The sequence below is a fragment of the Bacillus sp. DWP3-1 genome, assembly GCF_049896565.1.
Taxonomy (GTDB): Bacteria; Bacillota; Bacilli; order Bacillales; family Bacillaceae; genus Bacillus.
This window is the reverse complement of the sequence record NZ_JAFCUN010000001.1, coordinates 216,885-232,151: the sequence shown is the minus strand read 5'-3', so window position 1 is coordinate 232,151 and position 15,267 is coordinate 216,885. Positions and strand designations below refer to the sequence as shown.

Here is a 15,267-nt window from a genome sequence, read left to right as displayed (position 1 = left end):
CATCTCCCCTTTCTTTAGTTCACATTTGTTATATTTTTTTTCGAAATCGAGACAAGTGCTTGTTCAGCCGCCATGGAAAGTGCGTGCATGACAGCTGGCCCCTTTTTGCGTTTTTTCAATGTCTGCTTCATCATATGGTGCTCGTCTAGCACTGCACCAACATGCTTTCCTTCATATGAAGGAACTTCTTTAAATTTAGATAAGATCGACACACCGCCAAGCACATGGCATTTTTGAATGATATAAGATTCATCCACAATGATGAGCGCTATGGCTCCAGGGCCAACTTTGCGCCGTTCCATTCCCGAAAACAAGTGATAGCCTTGCTTCCCTTTGTAGTCATCAATAAGTGAATCCATGCTCTTGCGGTAGTACTTGATTTGAATAAAAGATAACCCATACTGCACAATGAGAATGATACAAAGTACGATTGCTAATTTTTCCATAGCTTCACGTCCTTATGATTGAAATAAATGATCTTGTAATGAACGCAGCTTCCAGACCGTTGTGTTTGAATCAAGTTCTACATCATCATGAGTCAGGAATTGTCCTAATTTGATGTCTTTTTTCGCTACGACTTTTCCGCTGATTAAGCCAATTGGAATGTGGCCGTTCGTTTTCATGTCTTGATGTGTTTCAAGTACACCTCTTACGGAGTACCCGCCAATTCCGTCAAGTGATTCCCCTGCTTTAATCTCTCTTTTCGCAACAGCTACTGTTTCTGACACTGGTACACCAATTGGGTGGATGGATGAATCATGCTGTAAGATCGCTTTTGCGATGGTGACAGGTGTTTCAAGACTCGCTAAGTGGAAAGGACGGTAAAGTGTATAGTGCGGACCTTTTCCAACTTTTAAGTAGCGCAGTTCTTCATCCACTGGCTCAAGATCACTCTTGACGATGACAAATACGCCTGGTGCAAGTCCATTTACATATTCAACGACTCCGAAGTTATCCAGCACGCCGCCTTGCTGTTTTTGATTCAATTTATCTGCTACATTCTCTAAATTCGCTTCGACTCCGTGCATACCGACTTTATCAGGCAGAAGCCCTGTCGCATTACTTAATAAGTTCATTTCGGCCATTGTTTTTGTGCCGTCCTGGAATGCAGCCAGCATATGTGCACTCATATGTTTACTATCTGCTTCTGCTTTACACGTATCTGGATTTGCTTCTGGGAAGAATGGGTTGTTCTTTCCTTTCCCGGCAACGAGCACCTCAAGACCCATTGTTTTCGCAAATTCATATAATTCTAGTGTTGCTGCTGGTTCGTCTCCAGCTGATCCTGAGTAAACAAGCCCTGCATTTGTGAATAACTTATGCATGACCAAACCGATAGTAATATCAACTTCTACATTTAAAAGAACGAGATGTTTTTTCGAATTAAGCGCTTCCAACGAAATGTTTGCTCCGACCTCTGGGACACCTGTTGCATCTACTACAACTTCCACGAAATCTGATTGAATCACTTCTCTGTAATCATTTGTGACAACCATTTGATGCGGCTTCGCATGCTGCTTGTAGAAATTTGCTGCCTTCTCTGCTGCACTAAGGTGAATATCACAAACACCAGCGACAATCATGCCTGGAATTTTAGAAATTTGTGAAATGAGTCCAAAGCCCATTTGGCCTGCTCCAATAATCCCTACTTTGATTGGATCTCCACTGCGTTCTCGAGCTAACAACTGTTGATAGATTGACATCTAAATCATCCTTTCAGGTTTTCTTGCTTCTCAATAGATTGCTAGAAATATAATCTGAAACTTTTAACAAATGTTATAAAAATTAACAAAGATCTGCTTATTGTAACATTTGTTATTTTATTTATCATTTGTTATGAACTTAGTTTATATGATGTGTCAACTTTGTGTCAAGCTAAAATCGATAAAATTTTCAATCTTTTTGAGTCTTTAGACTCAAAAAAAAACTACCTAATGATATTTAGGTAGTTACAGATTGTTGACAAAGGGCTAAAATGATCTTCATTTTAGCCTTTTGTCTTCTTTTCAGCGTGATAGAAAACCTTTGCAGTCTAGGAAGGACGAGTATCGGAGCGGAGCGAATTTGACATTCGTGAGCACCGGCACGCAGGACTGACACCGAATGCGAGGGTTTGTCTACACGCTGACTACCTAATGATATTAGGTAGTTACTTTAATAAGGCATCTCCTGTTCGTTCATCGGTAATTAATACATGAATTAATCCACCTGCTAATGCCGCCCGGATCGCTTCAATTTTTTCTTCGCCTCCGGCGACACCTATGACCAGCGGAATTTCTTTCAGCTTTTGCGGGCTTATGCCCATCACCCGGTCGTTCCATGGGTGGGGATATACTTCCCCTTGATGATCAATAAAGTTATAGCAAATGTCACCTGCTACACCCTTCGCTTGAAGGATGTCCTCTTCGCCGCTTGTCATATAAGATTTCACCATCGTTGAATGCTGCGGAACACCGCCAATTCCGACAACCGCAATATTTGATGATTCTCCTAGTTCAATCACTTTTTTGATCGACGGCTGTCTAATCAGTACTTCCTTCGCTTCTTTCGTATCAAGCATGACGGGAACATGTAAAAACTCACATTTAGATTTGAGTGCCTCTGTGCATCTCGCAATAATATAGTTGGCGTGGATATCGACGTCTTCATTTCCCACACCTCCGACAAGCGGAACAAATGTCACGGATGGATAGTACTGAACAGACGTAAGCGCTTTCGCCATTTCATGCAGCGTTGTCCCTGAGGAAAAGCCGATAACTTGTCCATCCTTCATCACTTTTAATAAAAAGCCCGCCGCCGCCGCACCGATTCGGCTTTTGGTTGTGTCTTTGCTAAGCGTTTCCACACAGACGACTTCTCGCAGCCCATATTTGCGTTCTATTTTTCTTTCTAACGATCCATACTGTTGATTGACTTCATCATGAATAATGATTTCCACGATTCCTGCTTCACGTGCTTTTGCCAAATATTTCGATATGAGCGAACGGCTAACCCCAACAGCTTCTGCAATGTTAGATTGAGTGGCGCCTTCTTCGTAATACATATGCGCAACCTTAATGAGCAGCCTTCTTTCATCATGGAATGTCATAATAACCCTTCTTTCCGCTTAAGTGTTCCCTAACAAATGATATCTAAAATAACATTTGTTAAAAACAGATTAAATGAAAAAAATAACCGAGTCAATACTAGGGGCATGTTCTCTAACAAGAATGAAAAAAGCCGCACATGAAGCGGCGGCTTTTAAAAGATGTTTTTATTCATTTGTTTGATGGCTGCTTTTTCAAGCCTTGAGACCTGTGCTTGAGAAATCCCGATCTCTTCAGCGACTTCCATTTGCGTTTTGCCCTGGAAGAAGCGTTTACGAAGAATCATTTTTTCCCTGTCGTTCAATCTGCGCATGCCCTCTTTTAAGGCCAATTCTTCCACCCATTGTGTGTCTTTGTTCCGTTCATCACTAATTTGATCCATCACATAAATCGGATCTCCTCCGTCATTATAGATCGGTTCAAACAAAGATACAGGATCTTGAATCGCATCTAGGGCAAAGACAATTTCCTCATGAGGCACTTCCAGCACTTTGGCAATGTCTTCTGCTGTTGGCTCCTTGCTTGTCTCACTAATCAGCCTCTCACGGACCTGAAGTGCCTTATAGGCAATATCTCTTAGTGAACGAGACACCCGAATCGGGTTGTTATCACGCAAGTATCGACGGATTTCTCCTATGATCATAGGAACCGCATAAGTTGAAAATCTGACATTGTGGCTTAAATCAAAATTATCAATTGATTTCATTAATCCGATACAGCCTACTTGGAAGAGATCATCGACATATTCGCCTCTGTTGTTAAAACGCTGAATCACACTTAAAACCAACCGTAAATTGCCATTGACTAGCTTTTCTCTTGCTGTATCGTCACCCTCATCTTGCAGCTGTCTGAACAATTTTCTCATCTCGTCGTTTTTCAGAACAGGCAGTTTGGAGGTGTCGACTCCGCAGATTTCCACTTTATTTCTGGACACTTTTTTCCCTCCCTACAGGAGCTGTTGTACAAAGTTCAGTATCTCCTTGGGATGGAAAAATATGCACGAGCGATGACGAGAATCATGTGAAAAAATGGTTATCCCTTTGATAGTAAAGGGATCGAGCTTTCAAAAAATTTTTTTAGACCATTTTATTAAATTCTTTTTGTAATCGTTTAATGATTCTTTTTTCAAGCCTCGAAATATACGACTGGGAAATCCCAAGCATGTCAGCGACATCTTTTTGGGTTTTTTCCTCACCGCCGACCAAGCCAAATCTTAGTTCCATGATCTGCTTTTCGCGGTCATTTAATTGCTCCAGCGCTTTTTTCAGCAGTTTTTTATCTACATTTGCTTCAATATCCCGCGTGATAATATCATCATCTGTTCCAAGTACGTCTGATAAAAGCAGTTCATTTCCGTCCCAATCAATGTTGAGCGGTTCATCAAACGAGACTTCTGAACGGATTTTATTATTTCGCCTCAAGTACATCAGAATCTCATTTTCAATACATCTCGAAGCATATGTTGCCAGCTTGATCTTTTTTTCAGGGTTAAATGTATTGACTGCTTTGATCAGGCCAATGGTTCCGATACTAATTAAATCCTCAATATTAATACCTGTGTTTTCAAATTTCCTTGCGATATAAACGACTAAACGCAAATTTCTTTCGATCAGAATCGCCCTTGCGGTTTGATCACCTTTTGGTAATTTGACAAGCAGTTCCTGCTCTTCATCCTTTGATAATGGAGGCGGCAGCGCTTCACTTCCACCAATATAATAAATTTCATCACTCTTTAGACCTAGCTTCAAGAGGAGTTTATACCAGTAGTAAGTGAGTTTAAATTTTAATTTTTTCATCTTCTTCTCCCTTCTAAATGTCAAGTTGACCTCGTAAGATAAAAGACATCACAAAAAACTACGACACCCCCTGGATGATTTTCCCGTCTAACATATCTGGATGAATGATGGATTGAAATTCCTGATCTGCTGATAAACCGCTCAGACTCAACCCTACAAAACACTTGGCTGGCTGAATCATAAGCGTCTTTGAATAAATGAAGACTGTATCTGGTTTTAGGCATAGTAGAAAACCGTGATCATGACCGACTGCTCGATATGGAACAAGTCTTAATCGATCAAGAAGGGGGAATTGATCATCGATCTTTTGCATCACTTCAACAGGATGAGACTGTTTCATGAGCTCTATAAATGGCTCTCCGCAAATGGCCGTTAGCTGATCGGCCTGGACGATCATGACAGGTGTTTTTGTCATAGGATCATACAGCTGATTGCCAGAATCGACGAGTCCATTTAAGCGGATGGTCTCCCCGTGAATGTGTATCTCTACAAGCACTTGTTCATCATATTGTCTTTTTTTCGCACCAACCTCTCCTAATCTTTTCTTTGAAAACAGCCATATCGCAGGAAAGCCGGTTAAAACAAAAAGCCAGCTAATGGGATCACCAAAGCCATCATTTTGTGAAATGAGCAGGCCATCTTGGATCACTGTGTTGGTTTGCAAAAACGAATGAACCCCGATCATGCCTCCTCCCATCAAAAATGTTACAAAGTAAAAAGCAAACAGATTTTGAAAAAAGGAACGAAATCTTTGAAAACCAAAGGTTGCAAGAACGATGAAGACAGAAAAAAATAGTTTGCCTAAAGGGTGTGACACAACCATTGCAAATGGTGTAAAGAGCAAGAGAACAATGCTCGATCCAATGAGAGCTCCTAACATATATCGCCTTTTTTTTACTTGTCGTTTGAGAATAAATGCAGTGAGTAAGAGAAGCAATAGATCAAAACAAAAGTTTAACAGCCAGATCACATCTAAATAAATGACCACCTTCTGCTCCTTTCATCTGAAACAAAGAATCAAAAGCAGTACTTGCACTTGTTTGTACCAGTATAAAACAGTCAAGAGATGGAAGTCTGTCAATTCTTGTTGGGGATGATAGAGAACTTTTGGTGGATTGTTATTGTTTTTGTCGAGGAATGAGAGCGCGAAGCAAGAGAGTGTTCTTCTGGACAAGCTTTCAAACAATTGCTCGAAAAAAAAAGACACGCTCCTGGAAATCGTGTCTTTTGTTTAAGTTACTTTTCATTGATGTTTAATGTGCCTGAAGCCTTTTGTCTTGTGACATTTCCATAATCATCTCGCACAATTACTTCAATGACCGCACCTTTTGCTTTGGCGGTAGAAGTAGCTGTCCAGTAGCCTTCATATGTTCCGCTAGATACTTCGCGAAGCGGCAGCTCTGTTGTATTTTGAAGCTTTGATCTCGCGTTTGTCAGCGGCATGTGAATAACAAACGTTGCGTCTAGCTTTTCCCTGCTGTTAAATGAAATTTTAACAGACTCTCCTGATGATAGATGGACATTCTCTGCTGGAGTCAGCTTAGAAATTTCAGGTGCCTCGTATTGGACATCGATATTGACTTTTTTAGTCGTTTTGTTTCCTGCTGCATCTTTCGCTGTTACTTTTATTGTATTTTTCCCGTTCTCAAGCAGTATTCTTGCGGAATATTTTCCATCTTTTACGGTTGCCTTTTTTCCATTTACAGTGACTTGATCAAGATGATCATCTGTGACCTTTCCTTCTACAGTGAGTGATTCTTTATTAGACTTTCCCCCTTTTTTAGGTGTATCTATGGTGAGTGCTGGAGCTGTTTGATCAATGATGACCTTTACTGGTTTTGATCGTTTCGTTGCGCCTTTATCCGTAACAGTCGCAGCTGTGAATACATGCTCTCCACTTGAAACTGTGACCTTTTCTTTGAAAGCGCCTGACTGATCTGCTTTCACTTTGGCAATCTCTTCATCGTTTTGATAAATCGCTACATCAAGCCCAGGGGAGGCTTTGCCTTCAATCTCCAGTTCACCTTTGTTCGAAATGGTTCCGGCCTTCGGAGATATAATCTCTGGCACATCTGCTTCATAGTCAACAAGCGCCCGAATCATATAATTCCCTTCTTCTTTTGGAGAAGGAGAAAAAGCACCGCTTGTCAGCTGCCAGCTTCTTTCAGCATTTGGACCATCTTCGTCCGTTGCAAGTCCTGGAGACTCCGTATTCTTTTTCGTTTGAATATAGACAAGATAGAAATCTCCATCCACCGTAATGGCTTGATCTTCTAAATCTACTTTTGTCCATTCACCATTACGCAGCGCATTCGCTTTTAGAGGTCCTGCAATTTTCTCCCCTGGAGCTCCATTCTTCCCAGAAGCATCATACACCTCAACCGCAAATTCATTCCCGCCAGGAGCTGGCCACTCTGATGACCAGAAACGGAAAAGCCCCCCTGTGAGTTGCGCTTGTTTCTTCCCCTTTTCTAATGAAAACTTCACAGCCCAGCCATTGCCAGGATCATAGAAGGCTCGCGCATTTTCAGCTGTTCCGTCATCGTAGCCAATTTCACCAGCAAAGCCGATGAATGGCTCCAGCTGAATGGCTTTTTTAACCGGCTTTTCTGTCACATCTGCTGTAAAAGAATAACCTTTAAACCCTTTCGCAAATACTTTGACGGTATAGACACCGCTCAATGCCTCTAGAGAAAATTCGCCAGCTTCATCTGTTTTCACCGGCTTAATTTTCGCATCCTCTACAAGATAAACCGTGGCATCCTTTACTTTTTCACCCGTTGCTTCATTGACAATTGTACCGGATATCGTTCGTTTCTTAAGTGGCTGTAAGGCGAAATTTGCCTCAGCCGTTTCATTTGAAGAAATATTGACTGTTTGTTTGCGTGATTCAAACCCGTAAGCTTCCGCTTTCACTGTGAATTCCCCTGCACTGTGAGTAAGCTGATATCTCCCTGTCGCTTCATCTGTGTACGTTGATTTTCCGCTTTCAAGAACACTAATTTCCGCTTTCATAGGAAGAGCTTTGATGGACGGAGCATCAAGATTTTTTCCCTTTTTCAATTCTTTTGTTTTTGCAGGCTTCTTATGTGGATGTACAGCCTTTTCTTTTTGAGGCAGGGCTTGATCTGTTATTTTCATATCACCTAAATTAACATCTTCGTTTGTCACCTGTCCTTCAATCGTGCCAATTCCATCTGTTAATGCCGTAATCGCCTCTTTTGCATCAACTAAACCTGCCCCATAGCCATTGTTAGGGGATTCCGGGAATTGCTGATCAGTCAACGGCTTCGCTGTATCAATGAGAATTTGTTCAATCTCTTCAACAGAAAGATCTGACTGTACTTGGCGAAGAAGAGCCACAACAGCTGAAACATGCGGACCAGCCATCGACGTCCCATTCCAGCCATCTTCATACCCTTTCCCTGGAATGGATGAACGAATGTTTACCCCTGGGGCCGCAATATCTGGTTTCATGACGCCATATGGAGACGGACCTTGCAGCGAGAAAGACCCCAATTTGTTGTCTTGATCCGTTGCACCCGTTGCAAAGGCCTCCTGATAGTTCGCAGGATTTGCAATTGATCCCTCACCACCAGGGTTAAATAAATCGGTATTGCCAGCTGAAAACTCTGGGAAGATGTCCGCCGCTCTCCAAGCATTGACGACATCTTTATACCAATCATCAAGACCAGGCCCACCGCCCCAAGAATTATTGACGACATCTGGTGCCTTTTCTGGATGTGGGTTTCCGTCCTCATCTTTTGGTGCTAAAATCCACTCTCCTGCGTCAAGCAGATCAGCATCTGAACCACCATCTTCTGAGAAAGCTTTCACCGCAATCCATTTTGCGCCTGGTGCGACTCCGATTTGATTCTTTCCATCTGGCTCAGAGCCAACCATCGTTCCCGTCACATGTGTACCATGCTCTAAATCGTCGTATGGCGCTTCAGATCCTGTTGTAGCATCGTACCAATTGAATTCATGAGATGGATCATTCGGGTGTGCTGGATCAAATCCGCGGTATTTTTCCTTTAAAGCAGGATGATCCCATTCCACTCCTGTATCAATACTTGCCACAACAGTACCAGTACCGTCATAGCCTAAAGCCCACGCTTCTGGAGCATGAATCTGAGAAATGTTCCACTCGACTCCATCTACTGCTTTCATTTGTTTTTCCTGCTTAGACGTCTTCAAATCAACGGGCCGATGAATTTGACGGGTTTCATTCGGCAGCACTTGATCTACTTCTGGGAAGGAAGCCACCTTTTCCATGACTTCTTTCGTTCCCGTCACCGCTAGACCATTCACAATATAGTACGAATGAATCTCCTTCACTTGCTTTTTCTTTTGTTCCTTTTGTAAATACGTAAGCAGCGCTTGCTGCGTTTCCTCAGACGTTGCTCTTAATTCTGATACGACAGCTGATCTTTTTGTGTACTGCGTTTTAGCCGCTGTTAATTTCTGTTTTTTGGCTCTGGACACAGCTTCCTTCGCCACTTTTTGCGTATTTGTTTGCTCCTTCATTTTGATTAAAAAGGTCACCTTGTCATCCTGTTGAAACTGTTTCATTAATCTAGATGAGATCTTTGCTTTTGTTGTCTTAGAGGAAACAGCTTCCTCCTGATATGAGATAGAAGTCGATTTTGCTTGAACCATCCCAAAGCTTGTCATCGTTAAAGTACCTATCACCAAAAGACTCATCAAACGATAGCCGGCGGTTTTGCGAAACTTCAATTTCAATCAAATCCCTCCTCCTCAAATGGCCAAACAGAGTATATGTCTCACTCCTTTCCTTCTTTTGTTCATGACAAGATTCATGGTGTTCTTTTTAATGTAGTCAAATAAAGGTCATCATCTTGTCGTTTTTTGTAAGAGGGGTTAAAAATGATTCTTTTTTCTTAAGCACCTTAAGTCAAATTACATATGAAAGATGAAGTGGCTCTCACACATTTAAGACTTTTTGATTAGAGTCCCCTTATACGTTGAGACATGAAAAAACCCCTTCCAATGGAAGGGATTAAGCTATACTCGATTAGCGTTTATTGCGGTTGCGTAAGAACGTTGGAATGTCCAGCGTATCATCACTTGATTGTGTATTTTGTCTCGGCTGAGATGATGGCTGCTGATGTTCCTCACGTTTTACTTCACGTTTTTGAGGAATGGATTGATTTTGCTTTAATCCTTGTCCTAGTGGATTTCTTTGTGGTTTTGTCACTTCTGGCTCTTGCTCAATAAATCCAGTTGCGATCACAGTCACCACAATTTCATCCTTCAAGTTATCATTGATGACAGACCCGAAAATCATGTTTACATCTTCGTCAGATGCAGAAGCCACAATATCCGCTGCTTCTTGCACTTCATAAAGACTTAGGTTTGTGCCACCCGTAATGTTCATGATGACGCCTTGAGCACCATCGATCGCTGTTTCTAGAAGTGGTGAAGAAATGGCTTTCTTCGCTGCTTCAGCAGCACGGTTTTCACCTGTTGCGACACCAATACCCATAAGAGCCGAACCTTTATTGGACATGATTGTTTTCACGTCAGCAAAGTCAAGGTTAATCAGACCTGGTGTTGCAATTAAATCGGAAATCCCTTGAACACCTTGTCTAAGCACGTTATCTGCCGCGCGGAATGCTTCCAGCATTGGCGTGTTTTTATCAACAATTTCAAGCAAGCGATCGTTTGGAATCACGATTAATGTGTCAACTGCTTCTTTCATAGAAGCAATTCCTTCAACTGCTTGAAGCTGACGCTTTCTTCCTTCAAATGTGAAAGGACGAGTCACGACTCCAACTGTCAATGCACCAGAATCTTTTGCGATTTTTGCAATGACAGGTGCAGCACCCGTACCAGTTCCACCGCCCATACCAGCTGTAACGAAGACCATGTCTGCGCCTTTTAGTACTTCTTCAATCTGCTCTTTGCTTTCCTCAGCAGCCTTCTTACCGACCTCAGGATTCGCACCTGCTCCAAGCCCTCTTGTCAGCTTAGCACCGATTTGCATTTTAGTTTCTGCTTTTGATAGATTTAACGCCTGTGCATCTGTATTGACTGCAATAAAATCGACACCTTGTACGTCATTTTCGATCATTCGGTTGACAGCGTTATTCCCGCCGCCACCTACTCCGATTACTTTAATTGATGCTAGGCCGTCTATATTTGTTTCAAACTCCAACATGCTGAATCCTCCTAATCCGTCGAAAATCTAATTCTATTCCCAGAACATATTAAATAGTTTTTTCATTTTGCCCGGTTTTTTATTTGTCTCTTGTTGTGCTTTTTGTTTTACTTTCGGTCTTGGCTGCGCTTCTTTCACTTGTGGTGCAGAAGAAACCGGCTCCATGGATGCGCCTACTTCATGAAACGCCTCATCTGGCATTTGGAATCCAACCTGTCTGCCCTGAATCTTTGCATTGCGATAAGCAAAGTGGATCAGACCCACTCCTGTCATATATTGAGGCTCTCTCACCCCGATATAATTAGGACTTGCAATCCTGACATTGTTTTGCAAGACCGTTTGTGCAAGAGAAAGGATACCTGGTATGGCTGCCTGTCCACCTGTTAGAACGAATCCACCAGGCAAATCATGGACACCCATATTTCTTAATTCCTCTGCCACAAAGAGCAGGATTTCCTCCAGCCGCGCTTCAATAATGTTAGCCGCATCAAGTTGTGTATACGTTTGTTTTTGATCGGTACCGATCACAGAAACTTCAAATGTCTCCTCAGTCGATGCCTCATCATAAAACGCATGCCCAAATTGTTTTTTGATTCGTTCAGCTTCTTCAGTGGAAGTTCTAAGTCCTATAGACAAATCTTTTGTAATGTTCTCTCCGCCCAAAGGGATACTGTGAGTAGAATAGAGATGCCCGTTTTCAAATACGGAAATCGTTGTAGATCCGCCGCCAATATCGACAAGAGCTACCCCGAGATTTTTTTCATCTTTCGATAATGCTGCTGAGCCCGATGCGATTGGCTGCAAGCAAATATCCATAATTTCAATTCCAGCTCTTTCTACACAGCGGAGCCAGTTATGTAGAATCGTTTTAGAACCTGTAATTAACGATCCTTCCACCTCTAGCCGAACACCAAGCATTTTTTTCGGATCTGTGATCTCATCTCTTCCGTCGACGATAAATTGTCTCGGAATCACGTCTACGACGAGATGTTCTTGAGGAATAGATACTACTTGTGCTGCATCTAAGACACGTCTCACATCTTCAGCATGTATTTCTTTGTTTTCACTAGATACTGCGACCACGCCGCTCGTATTCTGAATATGAATGTGGTTTCCGTTAATTCCGACAATCGCCTTTTGTAAAGGAAATCCTACCATTCTCTCAGCCTGTTCAAATGCTTGTCTAATAGAATGAACTGTCTCATCTATATCAACAATCGATCCTTTTTTTAACCCCTCTGAAGGGACATTTCCAACACCTATAATGTTAAGCGAATCATCCGCCATTTCTCCGACGATGACTTTTATATTGGATGTACCGATGTCAAGGCTGACGTAAATTTCATTGTTGTTCATTCTATGGCACCTCCTCACATATCAATACTTTCTATTCTATTATTTGCTGAACAACAATACAATGAATGTGTTTTTACAAGTGTGTAACAAAACTTAAAAAATCAACATTTTTTATTAGGATTACTGAAAATATTCGTTACATCATATGTATATCCTTTTTTATGACTCACTTTTTTTCTTTTTTTCTCTTGAAATTGTCCATTTTGTTAGTAGAATTCTTCTGATAACTGCTATATTTTGAAACAATCTAACGCCGAATGCAAACATTCCGACTAAGTACAAGTCTACACCAAGATGGACGCCCAGAAAAGCTAAACTTATTGCGAGTATAATATTAAAGAAGAAGCCTGATACAAACACTAGTTCATCGTATGCCCCTTGCAGATGTGCTCGGATTCCACCAATCAATGTATCAAGCGCAGCAAGTACAGCGAGGGAAAGATAGTTAGAATACTCATTCGGTATCGTAAAATTTGTTAAGAAACCGATCGCAACTCCTATGATTAAGCCAAGTACAGGAAGCCACATTAAGATTTTCCCTCCTTTACATCTTCAAGAGGCTTCAATTCGTTTACTTGAATTGCACCGTCATATGCTTTTAAATGGATTTTTTTCTTCGGCTGGCTCATACTCAAGCTGAAGTTTTCCTGAGCAAACAAATCACCAATATCTGATACATTTAAACGGCTGTATAATTTGTCGGCCTGCTCACTAATCATTTTAATGTTGACTTCATCACTATCTAAGCTGTAACCATCTATTTTTGTCGTGCCATTAATATCTCGAATCACACTTGTATTAATTACACGGCGATCATTGATGGAAATATGTTTTGCCCCAAACATATTGGCTTCATTAATTAACTTTTTCAGAAGATCAGGCGGGATATTTTTCACTTCTTCTCCGGTAAGGTCCTTTGAAAAAAGCTGAGAAATTTCAATTTCAATCCCCTCCCCTTCCACTTCTGTAAAACCAGCCTTTTCTTTTAAATCTTTTAACGTTTTTGTTAATTGTGCTTCTTTTGATTGATCTCCTTGATGACCATATTTTTTTAGCATCTCGTCGTATTTATCAATTTCTCTGAGCAAATCCAATTCCTTACTTTTAGATGCAGATAAATCCTCTCTCAGTTCCCAAACATCACGAGTATCACGAACTTTGGGCTTTTGTAAAGAATTAAACTGGATGGAGACCATGATGCCAAATATGATCATTAAAGCTGTTAAACTAAGTAAAGGCTTCTTTTTCCTCAACACCACTCACCTTTTCACTTTTAATCTTTGTTTCTTAAAAGAGGGTTCATACGAATATCCGTTTTCTCAATCGTCATTGAAATGTGATCACTTGTCAGCTGATCGACCACTCCTCCTGCAATATTTAAAGCAGGTATTAACACAGCCGGATCTCCAATACCAGAAATGACAAATGGTGCTGGATGCTGAACACCATCAACAGTGACAACTGGACCATTACAATGTATGTATGATTGGTGTGTGATTCTTTGCCCATTAATAGATACAGCAGAAGCCCCTGATATAAATAGTTCGTTTATCACATGAAAAATGTGGCTCTCATGCACAATGTAATTATTGACATTTTGTCCACTCGGGATATAAGATGCATCTTCAAGAGATACTTTGACCCCTTTTCCTTTTACACCAATCTCTCCTGTAAACATTCTGTATTTCTCAACATCTTCCAGTACATTAAAATACTGCTCTTTTTCATTTTTCAAATTGGACTCTGTCGCTTGAACCTTTGATTGAAGACTATATAATTCTTTTTCGAGTTTCTGATTCGCCTTTTCTTGCTTTGTGAGCTGACTTTTCAGAGAGTATTCTTTTTTCCATTGCTCTGTTCGAATGACATCTGCCTGATGCTGCTTTGTATATTGGTATGAAAAAGAAATCAGAAAACCAAGAACAAGCATGACAATTGAGAATATAACTGTTTTGCCTCTCAACGCTCATCTTCCTTTTTCTTAGATTTAAACGCTTCAAAATACGTAGCGACTTCCATATGGATTGTGCCTTTTTCAGAAGACGAAAGTTCTTTTACAATGGCTGGATAGGTTTTCATTTTATCACCGAATGTTTTAATTGATGCAATCACAGTGTTTCCGTCATTCATATAAAATTTAACTAGCCACTGGTTTGAATTTGTCGGCACATAATATACTTCTGAGATGAGTTCCTGAATAGAGGCTGGCAGCTGATTTAAAGATCTAACGGTTTGCTTCAGCTTCTCCTTGTTGTCCCAATCGACAAAAATAGGTCCTGCATGACTCGGTGTAACTTCTTCTGGTAAAGCGGTCCCATTTTCAAGAAGCTCATAATATAGATTTCCCTTTTGAAGATACGCAATATTTGCATATTCTTTGACAGCAATACTGACCTTATTTGGGAAATGCTTTTTGATCCTAACGCTTTTAATCAGTTTATTTTGTTTAATATGATCTGCTGTTATATCTTTATTTAAATTCCAAAACTCTGTTTCGCCTTCTTTAATTTGTGAAAGTTTAACAAGCTGTTTTGTAGAGACATGCTCGTTACCTGTGATGGTTAAAGAAGAAATTTTGCTGATTGGTGTTTGCAAATAAATAATAATTAAAACCATGATAAAAAACAGTAGTATAAAAGAGATCAGTCTACGATTCGCTTTTTGCTTCCTTTGTTCTTTAATTTTAGGAATTCGCTCTTCTATATTGACGATCTTTTCATTTTCATGATCAGGCCGCATATATACTCTTCACCTCATTCAAAGCTGCTTGTCCACACCTTTGGGTCATCATTTTGATGAGAAAACAAACGGCATTCTTTCATGCCGTTTGTTTTCCTGTGATGCCATC

General features: G+C 40.8%; 13 protein-coding genes. All 13 read right to left on the bottom strand.

Annotated elements, in window-relative coordinates; genetic code table 11:
- Nucleotides 1-14: 14 nt before the first annotated feature.
- Complete coding sequence (locus ACP7A0_RS01210) at nucleotides 15-446, bottom strand: transcriptional regulator GutM (RefSeq protein WP_034662530.1); 432 nt, start codon at nucleotides 444-446, stop codon at nucleotides 15-17.
- 12 nt (nucleotides 447-458) lie between these two features.
- Nucleotides 459-1,703, bottom strand: a complete 1,245-nt coding sequence (locus ACP7A0_RS01205; protein WP_066030942.1) for an NAD(P)H-dependent oxidoreductase — start codon at nucleotides 1,701-1,703, stop codon at nucleotides 459-461.
- Nucleotides 1,704-2,149: 446 nt separating this feature from the next.
- Complete coding sequence (locus ACP7A0_RS01200; protein ID WP_066030943.1) at nucleotides 2,150-3,088, bottom strand: sugar-binding transcriptional regulator; 939 nt, start codon at nucleotides 3,086-3,088, stop codon at nucleotides 2,150-2,152.
- Between the two features lie 152 nt (nucleotides 3,089-3,240).
- Nucleotides 3,241-4,020: an RNA polymerase sporulation sigma factor SigG gene (gene sigG, locus ACP7A0_RS01195; RefSeq protein ID WP_003211879.1), complete on the bottom strand. Its 780-nt coding sequence runs from the start codon at nucleotides 4,018-4,020 to the stop codon at nucleotides 3,241-3,243.
- A gap of 142 nt (nucleotides 4,021-4,162) precedes the next feature.
- Entirely contained in the window at nucleotides 4,163-4,882 is a 720-nt protein-coding gene (gene sigE / locus ACP7A0_RS01190) for an RNA polymerase sporulation sigma factor SigE (protein ID WP_268421182.1), read from the bottom strand.
- A 58-nt stretch (nucleotides 4,883-4,940) separates the two neighbouring features.
- Nucleotides 4,941-5,870, bottom strand: coding sequence for a sigma-E processing peptidase SpoIIGA (gene spoIIGA, locus ACP7A0_RS01185; protein WP_060596194.1), 930 nt, complete (start codon nucleotides 5,868-5,870; stop codon nucleotides 4,941-4,943).
- Between the two features lie 248 nt (nucleotides 5,871-6,118).
- A complete protein-coding gene (locus tag ACP7A0_RS01180) occupies nucleotides 6,119-9,625 on the bottom strand; it encodes a S8 family serine peptidase (RefSeq protein ID WP_426003988.1) in 3,507 nt (1,168 codons plus the stop codon).
- Between the two features lie 292 nt (nucleotides 9,626-9,917).
- Nucleotides 9,918-11,063: a cell division protein FtsZ gene (gene ftsZ, locus ACP7A0_RS01175; RefSeq protein ID WP_024424252.1), complete on the bottom strand. Its 1,146-nt coding sequence runs from the start codon at nucleotides 11,061-11,063 to the stop codon at nucleotides 9,918-9,920.
- A gap of 33 nt (nucleotides 11,064-11,096) precedes the next feature.
- A complete protein-coding gene (gene ftsA / locus ACP7A0_RS01170; RefSeq protein ID WP_034662541.1) occupies nucleotides 11,097-12,419 on the bottom strand; it encodes a cell division protein FtsA in 1,323 nt (440 codons plus the stop codon).
- Between the two features lie 159 nt (nucleotides 12,420-12,578).
- Complete coding sequence (locus tag ACP7A0_RS01165) at nucleotides 12,579-12,947, bottom strand: small basic family protein (protein ID WP_003210988.1); 369 nt, start codon at nucleotides 12,945-12,947, stop codon at nucleotides 12,579-12,581.
- Nucleotides 12,947-13,672, bottom strand: a complete 726-nt coding sequence (locus ACP7A0_RS01160; RefSeq protein ID WP_106030807.1) for a DUF881 domain-containing protein — start codon at nucleotides 13,670-13,672, stop codon at nucleotides 12,947-12,949. Before ACP7A0_RS01160 ends, ACP7A0_RS01165 begins: the two co-directional genes overlap by 1 nt.
- Nucleotides 13,673-13,692: 20 nt before the next feature.
- On the bottom strand, nucleotides 13,693-14,382 hold the full coding sequence (locus ACP7A0_RS01155; protein WP_060596192.1) for a DUF881 domain-containing protein: 690 nt from the start codon (nucleotides 14,380-14,382) through the stop codon (nucleotides 13,693-13,695).
- Entirely contained in the window at nucleotides 14,379-15,158 is a 780-nt protein-coding gene (locus ACP7A0_RS01150) for a cell division protein FtsQ/DivIB (protein WP_060596191.1), read from the bottom strand. The genes ACP7A0_RS01155 and ACP7A0_RS01150 overlap by 4 nt, the downstream gene beginning before the upstream one ends.
- Nucleotides 15,159-15,267: the final 109 nt, after the last annotated feature.